Source organism: Streptomyces sp. NPDC055103 (genome assembly GCF_053607625.1).
Window position 1 is genome coordinate 323,684 of the sequence record NZ_JBSGTX010000001.1, and the last position, 19,835, is coordinate 343,518.

The window sequence follows — 19,835 nt, forward strand, 5'->3', positions numbered from 1 at the left end:
GTGCCACCCGTTCGTCCCGACCAGGAGAGCCGATGACCCAGGACCCCGCATCCGTACGGATCGACACCAGCAAGCCGCATCCGGCGCGCATGTACGACTGGTTCCTGGGCGGCAAGGACAACTACCCGGTCGACGAGGCGATGGCGAAGCAGCTGCTCACCGTCGACGCCCGGGGCCGGGACATGGCCCGCGTCAACCGGGCCTTCATGCACCGCGCCATCCGCTGGCTCAGCGCCCACGGCGTCCGCCAGTACCTGGACGTCGGTACGGGCATCCCGACCGAGCCCAACCTGCACCAGATCGCGCAGGAGGCCGCGCCGGAGTCCCGCATCGTCTACTGCGACAACGACCCGATCGTGCTCGCGCACGCGGCCGCCCTGCTGCGCTCGACCCCGGAAGGGGCCACCGAGTACATCCAGGCGGACGCCCGCGACCCCGAGATCATCCTCGAAAGGGCCGGAAAGGTCCTTGATTTCGACAAGCCCATCGCGCTGTCGATGCTCGCCCTGCTGCATTTCGTCGGGGACGAGGACGGGGCCTACGAGCTGGTGTCCAAGCTCGTCGACCAGCTGGCCCCGGGCAGCTATCTCGTCCTCTCCCATGTCACCGGGGACTTCGACCCCGAGGGCGCGGCGAAGGCGAGCGCCATGTACAAGGCGCGCGGGCTGACCCTGCGGCCCCGCTCGCGCGACGAGCTGGCCGCGTTCTTCGAGGGGCTGGAGTTCGTCGAGCCGGGTGTCTCGCTCACCGCCGAGTGGCATCCGGAGCTGGGCGAGCCCGTCCCGGTCCTGGGTGACGACCCGATCCCGGGGTGGGCCGCAGTGGCCCGCAAGCCCTGACGAGATCTCTGAACAGTGCTGGGTGGAAGGCCCGCGGAACCTGATCCGCGGGCCTTCATCCGTGCCTAGGAGGCGCCCGGCTCGACCAGCGTCACCCGGAAACTCCGTGCCCCGCTCACGTTCCCGGCCGCGTCGATCGTGCGGTACTCGACGGTGTGCGTGCCGTAGTCCGGGGTGGCGTCGTCCCACGGCACCGCCCGGCTGCGGCCCAGCTTGCCGTACACGAGATCGTCGATGACGGTGCCGCTCGGTGAGAAGCGGAAGGGCGCGTCGGCGTCCGTCGGCCAGCCGTAGTACGTGTACCACCCGTCGCCGTCGACCCGGAACTGGCTCACCACGGCGCCGCCTTGGTCGTCCCGCGCGGCCAGCCGCATCGTGAACGGCCCGTCGTAGACGTACTCGACGGGGAGCCCGGGCCGCCGCACGGTGCGCAGGGGGGTGGACAGTTCGTACGAGGAGGTGGCCGCGCGGGCGTCCACCGTCCAGCTCAACTCCTCGTCCGTGCCCGGGATACGGGCCGTCAGCTTGTGCGTGCCGGGTGTGACGTCGAGCGAACCCAGGTCCAGGTCACGGTCGTTGCGGCCGGTCGGGTCGACGGTCCGGCCGTCCAGGCGCCAGTGCACGGCCGGGGTGCGGTCGGTCGGGTGCGTGGTGTCCGCGTGGACGACCGACCGGGCGCCGACCGGATCTCCGGTGGAGGTGTGCCCGGTGAACGCGGGCTCCACCGGCGTCCTCGGCGTGGTGAGGGAGGTGTCGACCGTCCAGCCGACCGTGCGGGTGAGTGCCGCCGAGGATCGGACCGCCGGGTCGCGCACGAAGGGGGTCGGGTCGGTGACCGTCGCGGTGAGCGTGTGGGTGCCGGGGGACAGGTCCAGCTCGCGGAGGTCGATCGTGCGCGCGTCGCGGGTGGTGAGTGCGCGGCCGTCCAGCCGCCAGGTCAGGGCGAGTTCACCGCCGACCGGGTGCAGCGTGTCGACCCACACGGTCCGGTCCGCGCCGATCGGCGTCGTGTTCGGGGTGTGCTCCTGGACCAGGTCGACCTTCGCCGAGATGGCCCGGACCATCACCTCGCGCTCCACCTGGTCGAAGGCGTAGCCGAGGGTCTTCATCAGGGAGTGCCGGCTCGGACGCCATACGCCCTTCGTGCTGTAGAGGCCGCCCTCGTGACGGCCGATGATCCCGCCCGACTCGCTCTCCTCGCCGAGCCAGCGCCACCACTTGGCCCGCCGCTCGCGCATCTGGTCCTCCGTCAGGAGGGTGTGGTGCGCGGAGCTCGGCTCCGGTCCGGAGTACGTCCCGCCGGGGACGCCGCGCCCGTAGTAGTCGTACTCGTCCTGGAGGCCGCCGAGCGAGTGGCCTATCTCGTGCGGGGTGATGAGGGAGGACAGTGCGTTGCCGCCGGAGGCGGTGGCGTAACTCCCGCCCGCTCCGCCGTAGGTGGAGCTGTGGGCGAGGGCGACGATCTGCCGGTTCGCGCGGCTCGTGCCCGGGACGAGATCGGCGAGGGCCCCGGCCTTCGCGCTGTCGACGGTGAGCAGCCGCTGCACGCTGCCGGGGTTGCAGCCGCCCCAGAAGCCCATGTCGAGCGCGGTGTCACGGAGGGGGGCGTCGAGTCCCGGGTCGCAGTCCACGCCGGACTCGGCCGAAGGGGCCTCGATCGCCCATACGTTGACGTACGAGCGGTACGAGGCGAAGGGCTCGATACTCCACAGCGTGTTCAGATGCCGTTCCAGGTCGGCCCGGAAGGACGGCATCTCCGCGGCGGTGTAACCGTCGCCCATGAACACGAGGTTGAACCGCCGGTCCGCGGGCCCGGTCGTCTGGACGGGGACGACCACCGGGCCGCCCGCGATCGTCGGCGTCTCGGCGGCCGCCGGTCCCGCTCCCACGAGCCCGACGGCCAGCAGACAGACCGCGACGAGGCGGGCCAGGCCTCTCCGTGCTCCCTTGCGACGCTGTGAGGTCATGGGGCGCGAGCCTAGGCCGCGCCCCCGATCCCGTAAAGATGTTCGTCAGCCGTACTGTTCCACGACGGCGACGTGAACGGTCCGCGTCGGTTCAGCGCCGGCGACTCGGGCGAGGTCCGTTCCCGTTCGGTGCCGCTCAGCGTCGCAGATAGGCCAGACCCGCATGCTCCGCCGTGTAGTTCTCCACGAGGCGGCGGGCCACCGACACCGAGTCGACCAGCGGATGCAGCGCGAACGCCTTCACCGCCGTCGCCCGCGAGCCGCTCTCGACCGCGGCGAGCACCTCCCGCTCCACCGCCTTCACGGCGGTCACGAGACCGACGGCGTGATACGGCAGCGGTGCCACCGACACCGGGTGGGCGCCGTTCGCGTCCACGAAGCAGGGCACCTCGATCACGGCGTCCGCGTCGAGCGCGGCGAGCGTGGAGCCGTTGCGGACGTTGAGGATCAGCGTGGTCCGCTCGTCGCGCGCGATCGCCCGCATCAGGGCGAGCGCCACCTTCTCGTAGCCGCCCGACTCCAGGTCCTCCTCGTCGCGCTCCCCGATGCCGGCGGCCTCGCGGTTGGCAGCCATGTACGTGGCCTCGCGGTCGGCGAGCGTCCGGTGCCAGGTGTCCAGGGCGGGCGTGTCGGGCTTGCCCATCTCCCTGTAGAATCCCGCCTGTTGGTCGCGCAGATAGGCACCGCGGGTGCGCTCCGCGGTCCGGTAGGCGTGCACCGCCTCCCGGTTGAAGTAGTAGTAGTGCAGATACTCGTTGGGGACGGCGCCGAGGGAACGCAGCCACTCCGGGCCGAAGAGCCTGCCCTCCTCGAAGGAGCCGAGCGCCTCCTCGTCGGCGAGCAGCCGGGGGAGTTCGTCCCGGCCGCCGATCCGCAGACCTCGCAACCAGCCCAGGTGGTTGAGGCCCACGTAGTCGATCCACGCCTCGTCGGGGTTCGCGCCGAGGACGCGGGCGACGCGGCGGCCCAGGCCCACGGGGGAGTCGCAGATGCCGACGACCCGGTCGCCGAGGATCCGCGACATGGCCTCCGTCACGAGCCCGGCGGGGTTGGTGAAGTTGATGACCCAGGCGTCGGGGGCGAGTTCGGCGACCCGCCGGGCGATGCGCTCCGCGACGGGCACGGTCCGCAGGCCGTACGCGATGCCGCCCGCACCGACGGTCTCCTGGCCGAGCACCCCCTCCGCGAGGGCGATCCGTTCGTCCGCCGCCCTGCCCTCCAGGCCGCCGACCCGGATCGCGGAGAACACGAAGTCGGCCCCGCGCAGTGCCTCGTCGAGATCCGTCGTCGCCGTCACCACGGGCGCGTCCGGCACGCCGGCGCCCTGCTCCGCGAGCACCCTGGCGACGGCCGAGAGGCGACCCTCGTCGAGGTCGTACAGCGTGACGTGGGTGACCCGCCCCTCCGCGTGGTCGCCGAGGAGAGCGCCGTACACCAGCGGCACCCGGAATCCGCCGCCTCCGAGAATCGTCAGTTTCATGCCCGTACGCTACTCGGACCCGCCCGCCGGGCAGCGGGACGACGGGCGGGCGTCCACCGGGACGTCCACATGCCGGGCACCCCGCCCGAGGCGCGCCGGGCGCCGGGGCATCGCCCGTGCCGGCCGCGAGGGTGCCGCGCTCCTGAGCGACAATGGCGGCATGTCCCGACGCAAGACCCGCCCCCGTACGTCCCCGTCCGCCGCCGTGCCGGCCGTCACCGCGGACTCGCCCTGCCCCTGCGGGCTCGACGCCGCGTACGGCGCGTGCTGCGGCCGTTTCCACAGCGGTACGGCGGGCACGGCGCCGACGGCGGAGCTGCTCATGCGCTCCCGGTACAGCGCCTTCGTCGTCCGCGACGAGGCCTACCTGCTGCGTACCTGGGCGCCGGAGACCCGCCCCGACGAGGTCGACTTCGACCCGTCGCTGCGCTGGACCGGCCTGGAGATCCAGGGCACCGGCGACGGCACCGCCTTCCACCAGCACGGCACCGTCACGTTCACGGCGGGCTACGTCCACGGCGGCGAGCCCGGCGCGTTGCGCGAGCGCAGCCGCTTCGCCCGCCACGAGGGCGCCTGGGTGTACGTGGACGGCGACTTCATCGAGTAGTCGAGTCGACCAACGGCCGAGCCATCGGATAGCCGACCCGACGAGTAGCCGACCCGACGAGTAGCCGAGTGGCCGAGTGGCCGAGCCAGCGAATAGTCGAGGCGGCGAGGTCACCGTGTAACGGAGACGACCCGGTCCTCCTCGGAGCGTCCCGGGAGTCCGCTCGCCAGGTCCTCGGCGACGACCCGCTTGGCGATGGCGTCCGTCGCCACCCGCAGTTCGGGACCGCTCGGGCGGCCGCGCTCCTGCTCGATCCGGTCGGAGAGCCAGTCGCCCCAGGCCCGGGTGATGATGCCCGCCTCGCGCTCGCCCGCCGGGGTGTGCGAGAGCAGGTTGCCTTCCCGGGTGAGGAAGCCCTCGTCGACCATCCGGTCGAAGACCGGCAGGATCACCTCAGGCGGCACCCGCCGCCCGGCCGCGATCAGGCCGAGGCTGGCGTGTCCGACCGTACGGGTGTAGAGCTCCACCTGCATCACCGCCCAGGCCCCCGCCGTGTCGAGCCGGGTGTCTGACACGGCCACGATCCGCCGGGCGGTGTCGAGGTCGATACGGCGCAGGAGCCGGCCGACGGACAGTTCGAGCAGCTTCGCCGAGTCGCCGGAGGAGGTGGGGGAGGCGAAGCCCTCGCCCATGTCGGGTGCGGCGGCGCGCGCCGAGTCGCGCAGCGTCACCTGCTTGAGGAAGAGGGCGACGACGAATCCGATCGCGGCGACCGGCACCGTCCAGAGGAAGACGGTGTGGAGGGTGTCCGCGTAGGCGTGCACGATCGGCTGGGCGACCTCGTCGGGCAGGCCGTGCACCCCGGCGGGACTCTGCGCGGCCTCCGCCAGGCCGGCCGGGTCGACACCGAGACTCCCGGCGACGGCCGCGGCCTCGGCGACGCCCGCCGTGAGGTTGGGCTTGAGGGAGTTGACGTAGATCGTGCCGAAGACGGCCGTGCCGAAGGCGCTGCCGAGCGTGCGGAAGAAGGTGACGCCCGAGGTCGCGGTACCGAGGTCGGCGTAGTCGACGGTGTTCTGCACGGCGATGGTCAGGACCTGCATGCACAGGCCGATGCCGGCGCCGAGCACGAACATGTAGAGCGACTCGAGCCACGTGTTGGTGTCCGGCCCCATGAGCGAGAGCAGATAGAGGCCGACGCCCATCACCAGGCAGCCGACGATCGGGAAGATCCGGTACTGGCCGGTCTTGCTGACGACGTTGCCGCTGAAGATCGAGGCGATGAGCAGGCCGACGACCATGGGCAGGGTGCGGATGCCGGAGACGGTCGCGGAGTCCCCGTCGACGTACTGGAGATAGGTCGGGAGGAAGGTCATCGCGCCGAGCATGGCGAAGCCGACGACGAAGCTCAGCACGGAGCAGACGGTGAAGACAGGATTGGAGAACAGCCGCATCGGCAGCATGGGTTCGGCCGCCCGGGTCTCCACCCAGCAGAACAGGGCGAGGGAGAGGAAGCCGCCGACGAAGAGCCCGATGATGACGCCGGAGGTCCAGGCGTACTCGTTGCCGCCCCAACTGGTCGCCAGGATCAGGGCGCTGGAGCCGGCGGCGACGAACGCGATACCGGCGTAGTCGATGACGGGGCGGCTCGCGGAGCGTACGGAGGGGATCGTGCGGGCGGCGGCGATCACGACCAGGATCGCGATGGGGACGTTGACGTAGAACGCCCAGCGCCAGCTCAGATGGTCGGTGAACAGGCCGCCGAGGAGCGGGCCGATGACCGTGGAGACGCCGAACACGGCGCCGATCGCGCCCTGGTACTTGCCGCGTTCGCGCAGCGGGATCACATCGGCGATGAGCGCCATCGAGGTGACCATGAGGCCGCCGGCGCCGATGCCCTGGAGACCGCGCCAGACGATCAGGAGCGTCATGTTCGTGGCGAGTCCGCAGAGGAACGAGCCGGTGATGAAGATGACCGCCGAGATCTGGAAGATCACCTTGCGTCCGAAGAGGTCGCCGAACTTGCCGACGAGCACGGTCGCGACCGTCTCGGCGAGCAGATAGGCGGTGACCACCCACGACATGTGGGCGGCGCCGCCGAGATCCGAGACGATCGTGGGCAGGGCGGTGCCGACGATCGTCTGGTCGAGGGCGGCGAGGAGGACGCCCAGCATGATCGTGCCGAACACGATGTTGCGGCGGCGCTTGTCGAGCACGGGTGGCTCGGTGGCGGCCGTGGGCGCGGGCACTGCGTCGCTGGTCGTGGTCACCTTCGCAGCGTCACATCGCCACCGGCCTCGTGCATGCGGGGGACGGCTGAACAGGTGTACCCCGGGTCGGTCGACCGGGTGCGCCCCGTCGGGGCCCTCGGGGGAGGCGGAGGACCCGGAGACCTCAGGGGGTGACGGGCAGTTGGGGGTGGTGCTTGGCCAGGATCTTGTTGGCTCGTGCCAGCGCCGCGAGGGCGTGCTCGCGGTCTGCCCGGTCCTCCGCGCAGAGCGGCCCCCGGAACCGGTACACCTCGCGCGCCGCGCAGTCCGCGTCGACCTCGGCCTGGAGGACGTGCAGCGGAAGGCAGGCGCCGATCAGGGCGGCCACGCTGTCGGGGATCGGGACGGGGACGAGGGGCGACGGCGAGGCGATCACGGGGCAATCCTTGCGGGTCCGGGAGGGTGCGGGAAGAGCGCGGAGGGCTCTCTCTCCATACGTACCGGATCGCGGTGCCGGTTCCGGACCGGGCGTGTCGCGGTACGGCGCCGACGAGGCGGCCCGAGGGCGCGGGGCGCGGCCGGCGGGTGAGCGGGCCGCCCGTCCTCGCGGTGTGCGGGCAGGCGCGTTCCCGCAGGTACGAGCTTGATCGGCGACTCGGGCAGGGCGGACGGGCTCCGGCTACCACACGGTAGTTCGTCGAACAGGTTCTCGGCGAGGGTGGGTTGGGGTGGATTGATCACCGGCCGGATGTGAAGCATCTCACTCGCGGTTCCGGTGGCTTCCGTCCACGGCGATTTCGTGCGTACGTGCGGAGCGGCCGCCACGGTGGGCGCCCGGAAGCGACTCCGGTGCGTCCCCGGACGCGATTCCCGCGCGGGCTACGAGAACACCTCGGCCAGGTCGTACGAGACGGGCTCGTCCAGCTGTCCGTAGCCGCAGGACTCCGGCGTCCGGTCCGGACGCCAGCGCTTGAACTGGGCCGTGTGACGGAAGCGGTCGCCCTCCATGTGGTCGTACCCCACCTCGCACACCCGCTCCGGCCGCAGCGCCACCCACGACAGGTCCTTCTTGCCCGACCAGCGGCTCGGCGCACCCGGCAGCCGTGCCCCCTCGTGCGCGGACTCGTCCGTCCACGCCGCCCACGGATGCCCGTCCGGCGGATCCATCCGCAGCGGCTCCAGCTCCTCGACGAGCTCGGCGCGCCGGACGGCGGTGAAGGCCGCGCACACGCCGACGTGCTGGAGGACGCCCTTCTTGTCGTACAGGCCGAGCAGCAGTGAGCCGACCACCGGTCCGCTCTTGTGGAGGCGGTAGCCGGCCACCACCACGTCCGCCGTCCGCTCGTGCTTGATCTTGTACATGAGGCGGGCGTCCGGCCGGTACGGCAGGTCGAGCGGCTTGGCGATCACCCCGTCGAGCCCCGCGCCCTCGTACTGCTCGAACCAGCGGGCGGCGACCTCGGCGTCCCGGGTCGCGGGCGCCAGATGGACCGGGGCGTCGACCCCGTCGAGGACCCGCTCCAGGGCCGCCCGCCGCTCGCTCATCGCGACGTCCAGCAGGGATTCGTCCCCGAGGGCGAGCAGGTCGAAGGCGACGAACCGCGCCGGAGTGGTCTCCGCGAGCATGCGGACCCGGGAGTCGGCCGGATGGATCCGCTCGCTGAGCCGGTCGAAGTCGAGCCGCCCGTCGTGCTCGATCACGATCTCGCCGTCGACCACGCAGCGCTCCGGCAGCCGGGTCGCGAGCGCCTCGACCAGCTCCGGGAAGTAGCGGGTGAGCGGCTTGCCGGTACGGCTGCCGATGACGAGCTCCGGTCCGTCGCGGTGGACGATCGCGCGGAAGCCGTCCCACTTCGCCTCGTACTGCATCCCGGGCGGAATGCGCTTCACGGACTTGGCGAGCATCGGCTTCACGGGTGGCATCACCGGCAGATCCATGGGGCCGATTGTCCGGTATGCGGGACTTGTCGGCGAACCCTAGGCTGGCCGGCATGGCAGGCAAGGCAGCAGCGACGGAACTCGAAGTCGGCGGTCGGACCGTGCGGGTCTCGAACCCGGACAAGGTGTACTTCCCTGAGCCCGGCTACACCAAGCTCGACATGGTCACCTACTACCTGACCGTCGGCGACGGCATCACCCGCGCACTGCGGAACCGGCCCACCACCCTCGAGCGCTACCCCGACGGGGTGACCGGAGAGTCCTTCTTCCAGAAGCGCGCCCCGAAGTACCTGCCGGACTGGATCCCGACCGCCCACATCACCTTCCCCAGTGGCCGGTCGGCCGACGAGATGTGCCCCACCGAGCCCGCCGCCGTGCTCTGGGCCGCCAACCTCGGTGCCGTCACCTTCCATCCCTGGCCGGTGCGCCGGGAGGACACCGACCACCCCGACGAGCTCCGCATCGACCTCGACCCGCAGCCCGGCACCGACTACGCCGACGCCGTCCGCGCCGCCCACGAGCTGCGCTCCGTCCTCGACGGGCACGGGCTGCGCGGGTGGCCGAAGACCTCGGGCGGCCGGGGGATCCACGTCTTCGTGCCGATCGTGCCCGACTGGACCTTCACGCAGGTCAGAAGAGCGGCCATCGCCTGCGGGCGGGAGCTGGAGCGACGAATGCCGGAGCGCGTGACCACGAAGTGGTGGAAGGAGGAGCGCGGGGAGCGGATCTTCGTCGACTACAACCAGACCGCCCGGGACCGGACCATCGCCTCCGCCTACTCCGTACGCCCGCGACCGCACGCCCCCGTCTCGGCACCGCTGCGGTGGGACGAGATCGACGACGCCGTGCCGCAGGACTTCGACATCAGGACGATGCGGGACCGCTACGCCGAACTCGGCGACGTCCACGCCGACATGGACGACGAGCGGTTCAGCCTGGAGTCCCTGCTCGAACTGGCCCGGCGGGACGAGGCGGAGCACGGGCTCGGTGACCTGCCGTATCCGCCGGAGTACCCGAAGATGCCGGGCGAGCCGAAGCGGGTCCAGCCGAGCCGCGCGAAGAAGGAGACGGAGACGGAGCCGGAGAAGGGGAAGGGGAAGGAGGAGAGCTCGTCCGAAGAGGCGTGAAGCGGGTCGTCCGGAGAGGAGTGGCGGGGCGGGCCGGCCCGTTCCGGGTGGGGGCCGGCCCGCCTCTTCAGGCTCGATCCTAAAACAACACGAACGGTCGTGCTAGCATTTTTGGCATACCCAGGCCGACCGAGGAGATCCGGCATGTACCCGAAGGCTCCGCTCGTACGCACCGTCCTGAACGTCGCCGCCCGTGTCGCCCCAGGGCCGGCCGGGCGCCTGGCCTTCCACCTCTTCGTCCGCCCGCTCGGCCGCGCCCGGCCGAGGCCCGAGGAGCAGGCGCTCTTCGCGACGGCCCGTACGGGACACCTCCGCGTCCGGGGCAAGGACGTCGTCACGTACGCCTGGGGCGACGGGCGCCGGCCGGTCCTGCTCGTCCATGGCTGGTCCTCGCGCGCCTCGCGGCTCACCGCCCTCGCCGAGGCGTTGCTCGAACGCGGCTACAGCCCGGTCGCCTTCGACGCGCCGGGCCACGGAGAGTCCTCCGGCAGGGCGAGCAACATCGTCGAATACCGGTCTGTCATAAGGGAGTTGCACGCCGAGCACGGGGACTTCGAGGCTGTCGTCGCCCATTCCTTCGGCGTCCTCGCTACCCACCTGGCACTCCGTGACGGCGTCCGCGCCGGCCGCTTCGTCGGGCTCGGCGGCGTCGGCTCCTTCACCATGCTGCTCGCCGGCTTCCGGGCCGGCCTCGGCGTGGACGAGCGGGTGGTCCGGCGCATGCGCGCGTACGTCGAGCGACGGCTCGCACCCGGCGAGCCCGGGCTCTGGGACCGGCTCGACGCCGACCGGTCACCCGCTGAACTCGACCTGCCCCTCCTGCTGTTCCACGACGAGGCGGACGACATGGTGCCGGTCGTCCAGGGGCGCCGTCTGGCCCGCGCCCACGGCGACCGGGCCCGGCTCGTCGTCACCCGTGGCCTCGGCCACCGCCGCATCCTGACGGATCCGGGGGTGGTGGCCGAGGTCGTGGAGTTCGTGGGGGCCGGGTCGGTCAGCTCACCGGTGTGGTGATCACGGCCGTGTTGTTGCCCGGCCGGGGGCCGGGGGTGTCGCCGGTCGCGGAGACGAGGTTCGTGACGGATCCGCCACTGGCGTAGCGGACCTTCACCGCGATCGTGACGGTGGCGGCGCCGCCCCTGGGCAGCGTGCCGAACGAGCAGCTCACGGTGTCCGTCGTCCCGGTCGGCGGCGTGTCGCAGTGACCCGTGGACGGGTTCGCGGAGTGGTAGCGGACGGAGGACGGCAGCTGGTCCGTGAGGACCACGTTCTCCGCCGAGGTCGGGCCGTAGTTGTGGACGCGCACCGTGTAGGTGAGCGTCCCGCCGACGGCCACCGGCTCGGGGCTCGCCGCGATCGACGTGGCCAGGTCGGCCGACGGCAGGGCGACGCTGTGGCTGCCGGAGATTCCGGCGGTGACGGCCGAGACCCCGGTCAGGAACCCCGAGCATCCGCCGGGTGCGCAGACGCGTACCGGAACCTTTCTGCTCATGCTCGTGCCGTCCTCGAGCTGACCGGAATCGTTGGCGCCCCAGCCGACGACGGAACCGTCGTCCAGCACGGCGATGCTGTGCCCGTCTCCGGCGGCGACCTGGACGACCGTCTGGAGCGGCACCGTACAGGCGACGTTCCCGCAGGCCCGCCCGGGGACGGGGCTCGAACCCGGGGTGTCGCCGTCGCCGAGTTGACCGGCTCCGTTGCTCCCCCGGGCCAGGGCGGTGGCCGGCCGTCGGGACGTGAGAGGAAGGACCCTTGGGGTGAGGGGGATCAGACCCGGGGCCGGGGCGGGAACGTCCCGCTGATCAGGCCGTATCGGCGAGTGCCGTGCGGCCCCGGTCCGTGGCCGAGGCGTGCAGCCGGGCCGTGACGCCCCGCTCGGCGCGCCCGTACGCGCGCGTGTCGCCGATCAGCACGGACTGCGCGTTGGCCGCCTCCATGAGGGCGATCACCTCGAAGGCCAGCTGCTCCACGTCCACGTCCTCGGTGAGGTCCCCCACGGCGCGGGCCTCCGACAGGGTCCGCTCCATGTACACGGTCCAGTCGAGGCGGGCCCTGGCCACGGCGTCGTGGACCGGACCCGTACGGGCGTCGAACTCCGCCGACACCGCGTAGAAGAAGCAGCCGCCCGAGAAGACCCGGGCCGAGGAGTACGTGAGCCAGTTCCGGCACAGCGCGCGCACGCGCGGCGCCCCCGGCGGCATGTCCTTGAGGGGGGTGACGACCTGCTCGGCGAAGACCGCGACGGCGGCGCGGACGGTGGCGAGCTGGAGCTCCTCCTTGGAGCCGAAGAGCGCGAAGACACCGCTCTTGCTCAGCTCCAGCTCGGTCGCGATCCGGCCGAGGGACAGGCCTTCGAGCCCCTCGACGGACGCGATGTCCATGGTGCGGCCGAGTACGAGGCGGCGCGTCTGGTTGCCGCGCTCGACGCGACCGTCCGTCTTGGTGCCGGTACCCGTGGTGCTTCCGGTGCTGCCGCTCATGCCCCCATCGTACTGAACGCACGACCGTGCGGAAATCTCCGTACGGTCGCGGGGCGAAGCCGCGCGGCGGCGGGCGAGTGCCTCCTCAGGTCCGCGGTGACGGCCGAAGACCTCCTCAGGTCCGCTCTCCGGGGTGCTGCCGTTCCCCTTCTCCCGGGTCGCGGCGCTCCGTCGGGGCGAGCAGCAGGACCTCCAGGGCCCTGGCGCACGCCCGCGCCTGCGCCAGGTGCCAGTCGAGCCGCGCGTCGGTGATCAGCTCCGGCGTCGCGCGGACCGCGAGCGCGAACCGCGCGTGCCCCGACCGCTCGAGAACCGGTACGGCCACGGTCCGCACCCCGTGGGCCGACTCGCCGTCGTTGAGGGCGTACCCAGCCTCCCGTACGCGCGCCAACTCGACGGCCAACGAGGGAGGTTCGACAATGGTCCGCTCGGTGAACGCCGGCAGCGGCGGCAGGGACCGGGGGCCGCCCTCGCCCGCGCGCGGCCAGGCGAGCAGCACCTTCCCGAGCGCCGTGGAGTGCAACGGCCGGCGCAGGCCGACCTTCGGCGTCACCGAGCCGCCCGCCACGATCACCACGTGCGGGCCGCTGCGCAGCGCCAAGTCGGCTGTGGCGCCCGTCCGTTCGGCCAGTTCGGCGAGCTCGGGCGTGGCCAGGTGCAGCCCCCGCTGGTGGTACGAGAGACGGCCCAGCTCCGTCATCGCCGGGCCGAGCCGGTAGCGGGCGGTCCGGGCGTCCTGCTCCAGGAAGCCCGCGCCGAGCAGGGTCCGCGCCAGCCGGTGCGCCGTGGAGGTGGAGAGCCCGAGCCGGCGTGCGAGGTCGGAGGCGCTCAGATCGGGCCCGTTGTCGTGGAAACAGTGCAGCACGTCCAGTGCGCGGCGGACCGCCTGGGCGCCCGCCGGGGGTCGGGCGATGCCGGCCTCGGTCGTCATAGGGTTCGCTCCCCGTGGGTGGTCGGGCTCCCACGCTCCCACATGGCGGGAGCCGAATCAGTTGGGAGGCCGGGTCGGAAACGCTCTGTTCATACGCAATCCCGCATCGTGGGAGTCGAGTTGTGAGGGGCGCAACTTCCGCGGCAGGGTTCCGGCCAACACACCGCAGCGGCACCGAGCCGGAGGGGCAGGCCGGCGATGAACGCACGACGTACCGCACGATCCCTGCCCGCCTCCTCTCCTCCCGTGGCGCCCGCACTCACCCGGCGCCGCCACATCGACCTGGCGCGCGTCGCCGCCGCCACCTGTCGCTGACTCCTCCCGGCCGGCGTAGGCCCGCACTGGCCGATCCCCGCTCGCGCTGACACGATCCGGCACGCCACACGGCACGCTGCCGATCGACGCGTAGCGCCCCGCCGTCTGTCATCCGGCCGCCCCGCCGCCCCGCCTTCCTCGCGCCGCGACGGTCCGTGTCGCCTTCCGTCGCGTCGCCGCTCTCGCCCCCTCCACGGGAAGGCCGGCCTCCACGCCGACGGCCGGACCCCTCCCACACCACCCCGGGAAACCTCCATGACCCCTGCCCACGTTCCCGACACGCTCTGGTTCACCCGCTGCCCGGTCCCCACCGCCACCGGCGTCGCCGCCGACCGTGGCTGGCTGGCCGGGTAGCTCGCCCCGGACGGGATCGCCGTCCGCTCGCTCCAGGACGTCGAACCCGGCGCCGACCGGGCCGCCCACTTCACCCACGCCCTCCCCGGCCTCTTCCGCGAGGGCGGCAACGTCCCCGCGCTGTGGGCCCGTTCACGCGGCGAGCGCACCCGGCTCGTCGGTCTCACCTGGATCGAGGGGTGCCAGACCGTCCTCGGACGAGGCCTGGGCGGCGGCCGACCGGCTGCTCGACGTCACGAGCGAGGCGACCTACGCCCGGCAGTTCGGCGAGCGGGCGGGGGAGGACGGTGTGGGCTGGCAGCGCCAGTTCCGGCAGCACGGCGGCCGGGTCCCCGCGCGGGCGCGCGAGCTGGAGACGTACCCGAACCTCTGGCCGGGTACGGGCCTGTTCCGGCCGGGCCCGGGAACGGCGGTCGTCGGCTCCACGGCCCAGGTCGTGGAGCTCCTCCAGGAGTACCAGGAGCTGGGCGTGGACACGTTCATCCTGTCCGGGAACCCGCTCCTGGAGGAGGCGTACCGGGTGGCCGAGACGGTTCTCCCGGCGCTGGGTATCCGCCATTGATCGAACGTTGATGGCCTGTTTACGGCAGGCAGGCAACGTGGGGGTCATGCAGACGGATACCGACGTGCTGACCGCTCCCGACTTCTCCTGGCGTGAGAACGCCCTGTGCGCCCAGGCGGGCCCCGAGTTCTTCTTCCCGGCCCCCGGCTCGTCGACGCGCGAGGCCAAGCAGCTGTGCGGGGCGTGCGAGGGGCGGGTGGCGTGCCTGGAGTACGCGCTGGCCCACGACGAGCGGTTCGGGGTGTGGGGCGGGCTCTCCGAGAAGGAGCGCGTGCGGCTCAAGCGGCAGCAGGGCCGCGGCTGAGCCGCACGCGCTCCGGCGGAGCGTACGAGGGGTGGATCAGCCGGCCGCTCGGGCGGCCATGCGGGCCTTGCGGGCCGCGAGCTTCTCGTCGAACTTGCTGGCCTCGCTGTCCAGACCGTTCATGTACAGACCCAGCTCGTCCTGGGCCTGGAGGCCCTCCGGCCCGAGCCCCTCGATCTGGAGGACCTTGAGGAAGCGCAGGACCGGCTGGAGGACGTCGTCGTGGTGGATGCGCATGTTGTAGATCTCGCCGATCGCCATCTGCGCCGCCGCCCGCTCGAAGCCCGGCATGCCGTGTCCCGGCATGCGGAAGTTCACGACCACGTCCCGCACGGCCATCATGGTCAGGTCGGGGGCGAGCTCGAAGGCCGCGCCCAGCAGGTTCCGGTAGAAGACCATGTGCAGGTTCTCGTCGGTGGCGATGCGCGAGAGCATCCGGTCGCAGACCGGGTCGCCCGACTGGTGGCCGGTGTTCCGGTGCGAGATGCGGGTCGCGAGCTCCTGGAAGGCGACGTACGCCACGGAGTGCAGCATCGAGTGCCGGTTGTCGGACTCGAAGCCCTCGCTCATGTGAGACATCCGGAACTGCTCCAGCTTGTCCGGGTCGACGGCCCGGGAGGCGAGGAGGTAGTCACGCATCACGATGCCGTGGCGGCCCTCCTCGGCGGTCCAGCGGTGCACCCAGGTGCCCCAGGCGCCGTCGCGGCCGAAGAGGCTGGCGATCTCGTGGTGGTAGCTCGGGAGGTTGTCCTCGGTGAGCAGGTTGACGACGAGGGCGATCTTGCCGATCTCGGTGACCTTGGACTGCTTCGGGTCCCAGGCCTCGCCGTCCTCGAAGAAGCCGGGGAAGTTCCGGCCGTCGGACCACGGCACGTACTCGTGCGGCATCCAGTCCTTCGTGACCTTCAGGTGCCGGTTGAGCTCCTTCTCCACGACCTCTTCGAGCGCGTAGAGCAGGCGCGCGTCGGTCCACTCCGCCGAGCTGCCGAGGTGGGGAGAGGTGAGCGTCACGGGGACTCCTGGGGACGGAGAGAAGGGCATACGGGATTACCTACGGATTCGTAGGTTACGAGACCGTAGGTTAAGGCTCCGTAAGGCGTCGGCCAAGCCCGTCCTGGCGATGTCCGGTTACGTTCTGTTATGTGCGCTGCTCCGGCGGGGTCCTGGAGGTGCAGGTCACGTCGTGCCGCGCGCCGTCGACTCGCCGGTCGGCTACTCAGAGCAGGTGGTCCGCCGCACCGGCCTTCACCGCGGAGATGAGGGCGCGGAGAGCCTCCACCGAGTCGCTGACGTACTCGCCGGGGGTGAGGGTCGAGCCGATGTAGGCCCGGCCGGAGTCGTCCAGGCCGAACCGGAAACAGTTCGCGCCCTCGCTGCAGAAGGCCTCGTTCCAGTCGATGTCGGCGGCGGCGAGGGGGCCGGCCTTGGCGAGGGGGCCGGCGGCGAGGGGGGCGGCGGGGCGCGGGGTGTCGGTGGTGACGTTCATGGTGGGGCGGTCCTTCACAGATCCTGGGCGATGGTGCGTATGAACGCGCGTGATTCGGTCGTGGACAGCGCGAGTCCGCGGAGCCGGTCGAGGAGGCCCCGGTAGCGGCGGAGCTTCATGTCGGTGTCGAGGAGCATCGATCCGTGGGAGGAGTCGAGCTGGACGGTGTCGAGCTGCGGCACGGGTGCGGACACATAGGTGAACGACTGGCCCGCCCCCGGGAAACCCCCCGCGGCGAAAGGGATCGCGCGGACGGTCACGGTGTCCCGCTCGGAGCACTCCAGGATGTGCTCCAGCTGGTCCCGCGCGACCTTCGGCCCGCCGAACTGCATGCGCAGCGCCGCCTCGTGGACCACGGCCTCGTAGGGCACGGGCCGGTCCCGGTCCAGGACCTCCTGGCGGCGCAGCCGCAGGGCGAGTCGGGCCTCCAGATCGGGTCCTGGCAGGAGGGGGACGGCGGTGTCGAAGACGGCCCGCGCGTGCTCCTCGGTCTGCAGGAGGCCCGGGATGTGCGTGGTGACCGCGCTCCGCAACTCCGAGGCGTGGAACTCCAGTTCGGCGATGTCGATGAGTGCGGGGGGCAGCAGTCCGCGGTGCTCCTCCCACCAGCCCCGGTCCCGCTCCTGGGCGATGTCGGCGAGCAGGTCGACGAGCGCCGTGTCGGGGCAGCCGTAGTTGAAGGCGAGCGTGCGGACACGCTCGGCGCTGATGCCGAAGCGGCCGGACTCGATGTTGGGGATACGGGTGCGGTCGACGCCCAGGAGGGCGGCGGCCTGCTGCGCCGACATGCCCGACTGTTCGCGCAGTTTGCGCAGTTCGCTCCCGAGGCGCTGCTGTCGTGCGGTCGGGCTGCTCCTGGGTGGCACGCTCGGTCTCCCCTTTCGTTGCGTGACGGTCGGCGACCTGGCGGATCGCCATTTCGGCCGGAATGGCACGTCTACCCGCAAGTAGTAGCACTGTGCTCCACTCGTGCGCTACGGTCGGTAGCGCAAGTCTCACGCGGGGCGACTGTGCCCGTGTGTGCGTACACCCCCAATGCGCAAGAAATGTGAGCAACCCGATGAAGGGCGCACTGCGTTGCCTCCCGTCCGCCGTCGCGGCCGGCCCCATACCCCCCGCCACGGAGAACCTCAGCTACTCGATGCTCCTCCCGGGAGGGGCCTACTGCGCCGGACTCGCCCGCGAGTCCGTCAGCACGCTCCTCACCCGGCACGGCCTCTCCGACCTCTGTGAGACCGCCGCGCTCGCGGCCTCCGAACTCGTCGCCGCCGCATACCGCTTCACGCCCGACCGCGAGATGATCCTGCGCGTCCGCTGGCAGTACGAGGCGCTGCGGATCGTGCTCTACGACCAGCACCCGGCCCACACCTCGCCCACCGCCGCGGAGGAATGCCGCGACCGCCGCAGCCGCAGCATGTGGCTGCTCGCCGCGGCGGTCGACGCGCACGGAGGCGACTGGGGGCTCGCCCCGGTGATGACACCGGGCGGCGGCACCAAGTCCTGGGCCTTACTCCACCGTTAGCACCCCGTTGTCACCTCTCGCCCGACCTCCGCCTAGTGCGTCGAGGTCACCCCCCTGACCTCTTCCGCCGTCGTCGGCCGCAGCTCGCCGTCGAGCAGCAGCCAGCGCGTGATCCCGAGCGACTCCAGGAACGTCACGTCGTGGCTCGCCACGATCAACGCCCCCTCGTACGCGTCGAGGGCGGCCGTCAGCTTCCGGACCGACCCCATGTCCAGGTTGTTCGTCGGCTCGTCCAGCATCAGCAACTGCGGGGCCGGCTCCGCCAGGAGCAGCGCCGCGAGCGTCGCCCGGAACCGCTCCCCGCCCGAGAGGGTGCCCACGGGCTGATCCGCCCGCGCCCCCCGGAACAGGAACCTCGCCAGCCGCGCCCTGATCGTGTTCGCCGTCGCTGTGGGCGCGAAGCGGGCCACGTTCTCCACCACGCTCAGCCCGTCGTCGAGGACGTCGAGCCGCTGCGGCAGAAAGCGGAGCGGTACCCGCGCGTCCGTCTCGCCCGACAGCGGCTCCAGCTCGCCCGCGATCGTCCGGAGCAGAGTCGTCTTGCCCGCGCCGTTCCGGCCGACGAGCGCGATCCGCTCCGGACCGCGCAGCGTGAACTCGCCGTCGACCCTGGCCCCGTACCGCAGCTCCAGGTCACGCAGGAACAGCACCTCCCGGCCCGGCGGCACCGAGGTGCGGGGCAGTTCGACGCGGATCTCGTCGTCGTCCCGTACCGCCTCCACCGCCGCGTCGAGCCGCTCCCTGGCCTCGGTGAGCCGCTCCGTGTGCAGGGTGCGGTGCTTCCCGGCCGCGACCTGGGCATCGCCCCTGCGGCCGTTCGCCACGATCTTCGGGACGACCTTGTTCTCGTAGCTCTTCTGCGCGAACCGCTTCCTTCGCGCCAACTTCACCTGAGCGTCGCTGAGTTCGCGTTTCTGGCGCTGAACGTCCGCCTCGGCGACCCGCACCATCCGTTCCGCCGCCTCCTGTTCCGCCGCGAGCGCCGTCTCGTACGCGGACCACGGGCCGCCGTACCAGGTGACCTCGCCGTCCCGGAGATCGGCGATCTGGTCGACGCGCTCCAGGAGTTCACGGTCGTGGCTGACCACGACCAGGACCCCGGACCAGTTCTCCACCGCCTCGTACAGACGGGCGCGGGCGTGCAGGTCCAGATTGTTCGTCGGCTCGTCGAGCAGCAGGATGTCCGGCCGGGCGAGCAGCAGTGCCGCGAGGCGCAGCAGGACGGACTCGCCGCCCGAGACCTCGCCGACGGTCCGGTCGAGACCGACGGCGGAGAGGCCCAGCTGGTCGAGGGTGGCCCGGGCCCGCTCCTCGACGTCCCAGTCGTCGGCGAGGGCGGTGAAGTGCTCCTCGGCGGGGTCGCCCGACTCGATCGCGTGCAGCGCGGCGCGCTTCCCCGCGATGCCGAGGATCTCGTCGACCCGCCGCGAGGTGTCCAGGACGAGGTTCTGCGGCAGGTAGCCGAGCTCGCCCGTGACCCGGACCGTCCCGGACGCCGGGGTCAGTTCGCCCGCGAGGAGCTTGAGGAGGGTCGACTTGCCGGAGCCGTTGAGCCCGACGAGCCCGGTACGGCCGGGCCCGACCACGAGGCGGAAGTCGTCGAGGACCTCCGTGCCGTCGGGCCAGGAGAAGGAGAGTGAGGTACAGGTGAGGAAAGTGGGGTGATGCGCCATGGAGGCCTCCCGGTTGCGCGAGCGCGAGCGTGAATGGGCGACGCGAGAGACACCGGGGCGCGGGCTGTCGAAAGAACGGCTCGTACGCCGAGGTCGAGAA

19 protein-coding genes and 2 pseudogenes are annotated in these 19,835 nt (G+C 71.8%); 9 read left to right on the plus strand and 12 right to left on the minus strand.

Features of this window, described 5'->3' with window-relative positions:
• Positions 1-32 precede the first annotated feature (32 nt).
• Positions 33-839 (plus strand): SAM-dependent methyltransferase, encoded by an 807-nt coding sequence (locus tag ACWFR1_RS01575; RefSeq protein WP_453545269.1) that lies wholly within the window; start codon positions 33-35, stop codon positions 837-839.
• A 65-nt stretch (positions 840-904) separates the two neighbouring features.
• Here the strand turns inward: ACWFR1_RS01575 and ACWFR1_RS01580 are convergent, their stop codons facing one another.
• Together ACWFR1_RS01580 and ACWFR1_RS01585 are read right to left on the minus strand one after the other, a co-directional pair.
• Positions 905-2,806, minus strand: coding sequence for a M64 family metallopeptidase (locus ACWFR1_RS01580; RefSeq protein ID WP_453545271.1), 1,902 nt, complete (start codon positions 2,804-2,806; stop codon positions 905-907).
• Between the two features lie 136 nt (positions 2,807-2,942).
• Positions 2,943-4,286: a 6-phospho-beta-glucosidase gene (locus tag ACWFR1_RS01585; RefSeq protein WP_453545273.1), complete on the minus strand. Its 1,344-nt coding sequence runs from the start codon at positions 4,284-4,286 to the stop codon at positions 2,943-2,945.
• Between the two features lie 160 nt (positions 4,287-4,446).
• Here ACWFR1_RS01585 and ACWFR1_RS01590 point away from each other — a divergent pair, with 160 nt between their 5' ends.
• Complete coding sequence (locus ACWFR1_RS01590) at positions 4,447-4,893, plus strand: YchJ family protein (protein ID WP_453545275.1); 447 nt, start codon at positions 4,447-4,449, stop codon at positions 4,891-4,893.
• Positions 4,894-5,003: 110 nt separating this feature from the next.
• Here the strand turns inward: ACWFR1_RS01590 and ACWFR1_RS01595 are convergent, their stop codons facing one another.
• From ACWFR1_RS01595 to ACWFR1_RS01605, 3 genes are all read right to left on the minus strand, one after another.
• Entirely contained in the window at positions 5,004-7,103 is a 2,100-nt protein-coding gene (locus ACWFR1_RS01595; protein ID WP_453545277.1) for an MDR family MFS transporter, read from the minus strand.
• Between the two features lie 124 nt (positions 7,104-7,227).
• Positions 7,228-7,479: a hypothetical protein gene (locus ACWFR1_RS01600; RefSeq protein WP_024761539.1), complete on the minus strand. Its 252-nt coding sequence runs from the start codon at positions 7,477-7,479 to the stop codon at positions 7,228-7,230.
• 443 nt (positions 7,480-7,922) lie between these two features.
• On the minus strand, positions 7,923-8,981 hold the full coding sequence (locus ACWFR1_RS01605) for an ATP-dependent DNA ligase (RefSeq protein ID WP_453545279.1): 1,059 nt from the start codon (positions 8,979-8,981) through the stop codon (positions 7,923-7,925).
• Between the two features lie 53 nt (positions 8,982-9,034).
• On the opposite strand from ACWFR1_RS01605, the gene ligD reads away from it, so the two are divergent.
• A complete protein-coding gene (ligD, locus tag ACWFR1_RS01610) occupies positions 9,035-10,108 on the plus strand; it encodes a non-homologous end-joining DNA ligase (protein WP_453545281.1) in 1,074 nt (357 codons plus the stop codon).
• Positions 10,109-10,252: 144 nt separating this feature from the next.
• A complete protein-coding gene (locus ACWFR1_RS01615; RefSeq protein WP_453545283.1) occupies positions 10,253-11,122 on the plus strand; it encodes an alpha/beta hydrolase in 870 nt (289 codons plus the stop codon).
• Here ACWFR1_RS01615 and ACWFR1_RS01620 read toward each other — a convergent pair.
• The 3 genes from ACWFR1_RS01620 to ACWFR1_RS01630 all read right to left on the minus strand — a co-directional run bounded on the left by ACWFR1_RS01620 (position 11,103) and on the right by ACWFR1_RS01630 (position 13,519).
• A complete protein-coding gene (locus tag ACWFR1_RS01620; protein WP_453545410.1) occupies positions 11,103-11,921 on the minus strand; it encodes a DUF7927 domain-containing protein in 819 nt (272 codons plus the stop codon). The two genes, ACWFR1_RS01615 and ACWFR1_RS01620, sit on opposite strands and share 20 nt — an antisense overlap.
• Positions 11,911-12,588: a TetR/AcrR family transcriptional regulator gene (locus ACWFR1_RS01625; RefSeq protein ID WP_453545285.1), complete on the minus strand. Its 678-nt coding sequence runs from the start codon at positions 12,586-12,588 to the stop codon at positions 11,911-11,913. The genes ACWFR1_RS01620 and ACWFR1_RS01625 overlap by 11 nt, the downstream gene beginning before the upstream one ends.
• A 115-nt stretch (positions 12,589-12,703) precedes the next feature.
• Positions 12,704-13,519 carry an IclR family transcriptional regulator gene (locus ACWFR1_RS01630; RefSeq protein WP_453545287.1) on the minus strand — a complete coding sequence of 272 codons (816 nt, stop codon included), beginning with the start codon at positions 13,517-13,519 and terminating at the stop codon, positions 12,704-12,706.
• A 198-nt stretch (positions 13,520-13,717) separates the two neighbouring features.
• Here ACWFR1_RS01630 and ACWFR1_RS01635 point away from each other — a divergent pair, with 198 nt between their 5' ends.
• The 4 genes and pseudogenes from ACWFR1_RS01635 (at position 13,718) to ACWFR1_RS01650 (ending at position 15,054) form a co-directional block, all read left to right on the plus strand.
• Complete coding sequence (locus ACWFR1_RS01635) at positions 13,718-13,834, plus strand: putative leader peptide (RefSeq protein WP_453545289.1); 117 nt, start codon at positions 13,718-13,720, stop codon at positions 13,832-13,834.
• A 255-nt stretch (positions 13,835-14,089) separates the two neighbouring features.
• Positions 14,090-14,431, plus strand: a pseudogene (locus ACWFR1_RS01640) (ABC transporter substrate-binding protein); the annotation flags it as partial.
• Positions 14,379-14,750, plus strand: a pseudogene (locus tag ACWFR1_RS01645) (alkanesulfonate monooxygenase); the annotation flags it as partial. The pseudogenes ACWFR1_RS01640 and ACWFR1_RS01645, both read left to right, overlap by 53 nt.
• Positions 14,751-14,796: 46 nt before the next feature.
• Complete coding sequence (locus ACWFR1_RS01650) at positions 14,797-15,054, plus strand: WhiB family transcriptional regulator (RefSeq protein WP_453545291.1); 258 nt, start codon at positions 14,797-14,799, stop codon at positions 15,052-15,054.
• A gap of 36 nt (positions 15,055-15,090) precedes the next feature.
• Here the strand turns inward: ACWFR1_RS01650 and ACWFR1_RS01655 are convergent, their stop codons facing one another.
• The 3 genes from ACWFR1_RS01655 to ACWFR1_RS01665 form a co-directional block, all read right to left on the minus strand.
• The gene (locus ACWFR1_RS01655; protein ID WP_125742070.1) at positions 15,091-16,065 is read right to left on the minus strand and encodes an acyl-ACP desaturase; all 975 of its coding nucleotides are present in this window, start codon (positions 16,063-16,065) and stop codon (positions 15,091-15,093) included.
• A gap of 205 nt (positions 16,066-16,270) precedes the next feature.
• Positions 16,271-16,540 (minus strand): hypothetical protein, encoded by a 270-nt coding sequence (locus ACWFR1_RS01660; RefSeq protein ID WP_453545294.1) that lies wholly within the window; start codon positions 16,538-16,540, stop codon positions 16,271-16,273.
• A 14-nt stretch (positions 16,541-16,554) separates the two neighbouring features.
• Positions 16,555-17,406: a helix-turn-helix domain-containing protein gene (locus tag ACWFR1_RS01665; protein ID WP_453545296.1), complete on the minus strand. Its 852-nt coding sequence runs from the start codon at positions 17,404-17,406 to the stop codon at positions 16,555-16,557.
• 194 nt (positions 17,407-17,600) lie between these two features.
• On the opposite strand from ACWFR1_RS01665, the gene ACWFR1_RS01670 reads away from it, so the two are divergent.
• Positions 17,601-18,062, plus strand: coding sequence for an ATP-binding protein (locus tag ACWFR1_RS01670; RefSeq protein WP_453545298.1), 462 nt, complete (start codon positions 17,601-17,603; stop codon positions 18,060-18,062).
• Between the two features lie 32 nt (positions 18,063-18,094).
• Here ACWFR1_RS01670 and ACWFR1_RS01675 read toward each other — a convergent pair whose 3' ends face one another.
• Positions 18,095-19,735, minus strand: coding sequence for an ABC-F family ATP-binding cassette domain-containing protein (locus ACWFR1_RS01675; protein ID WP_453545300.1), 1,641 nt, complete (start codon positions 19,733-19,735; stop codon positions 18,095-18,097).
• Positions 19,736-19,835 lie beyond the last annotated feature (100 nt).

Coding starts and splice junctions, on each gene's coding strand:
- ACWFR1_RS01575 (WP_453545269.1), top strand. CDS start 33: ATGACCCAGGACCCCGCATCCGTACGGATCGACACCAGCAAGCCGCAT.
- ACWFR1_RS01580 (WP_453545271.1), bottom strand. CDS start 2,806: ATGACCTCACAGCGTCGCAAGGGAGCACGGAGAGGCCTGGCCCGCCTC.
- ACWFR1_RS01585 (WP_453545273.1), bottom strand. CDS start 4,286: ATGAAACTGACGATTCTCGGAGGCGGCGGATTCCGGGTGCCGCTGGTG.
- ACWFR1_RS01590 (WP_453545275.1), top strand. CDS start 4,447: ATGTCCCGACGCAAGACCCGCCCCCGTACGTCCCCGTCCGCCGCCGTG.
- ACWFR1_RS01605 (WP_453545279.1), bottom strand. CDS start 8,981: ATGGATCTGCCGGTGATGCCACCCGTGAAGCCGATGCTCGCCAAGTCC.
- ligD (WP_453545281.1), top strand. CDS start 9,035: ATGGCAGGCAAGGCAGCAGCGACGGAACTCGAAGTCGGCGGTCGGACC.
- ACWFR1_RS01615 (WP_453545283.1), top strand. CDS start 10,253: ATGTACCCGAAGGCTCCGCTCGTACGCACCGTCCTGAACGTCGCCGCC.
- ACWFR1_RS01625 (WP_453545285.1), bottom strand. CDS start 12,588: ATGAGCGGCAGCACCGGAAGCACCACGGGTACCGGCACCAAGACGGAC.
- ACWFR1_RS01630 (WP_453545287.1), bottom strand. CDS start 13,519: ATGACGACCGAGGCCGGCATCGCCCGACCCCCGGCGGGCGCCCAGGCG.
- ACWFR1_RS01635 (WP_453545289.1), top strand. CDS start 13,718: ATGAACGCACGACGTACCGCACGATCCCTGCCCGCCTCCTCTCCTCCC.
- ACWFR1_RS01650 (WP_453545291.1), top strand. CDS start 14,797: ATGCAGACGGATACCGACGTGCTGACCGCTCCCGACTTCTCCTGGCGT.
- ACWFR1_RS01660 (WP_453545294.1), bottom strand. CDS start 16,540: ATGAACGTCACCACCGACACCCCGCGCCCCGCCGCCCCCCTCGCCGCC.
- ACWFR1_RS01670 (WP_453545298.1), top strand. CDS start 17,601: ATGAAGGGCGCACTGCGTTGCCTCCCGTCCGCCGTCGCGGCCGGCCCC.
- ACWFR1_RS01675 (WP_453545300.1), bottom strand. CDS start 19,735: ATGGCGCATCACCCCACTTTCCTCACCTGTACCTCACTCTCCTTCTCC.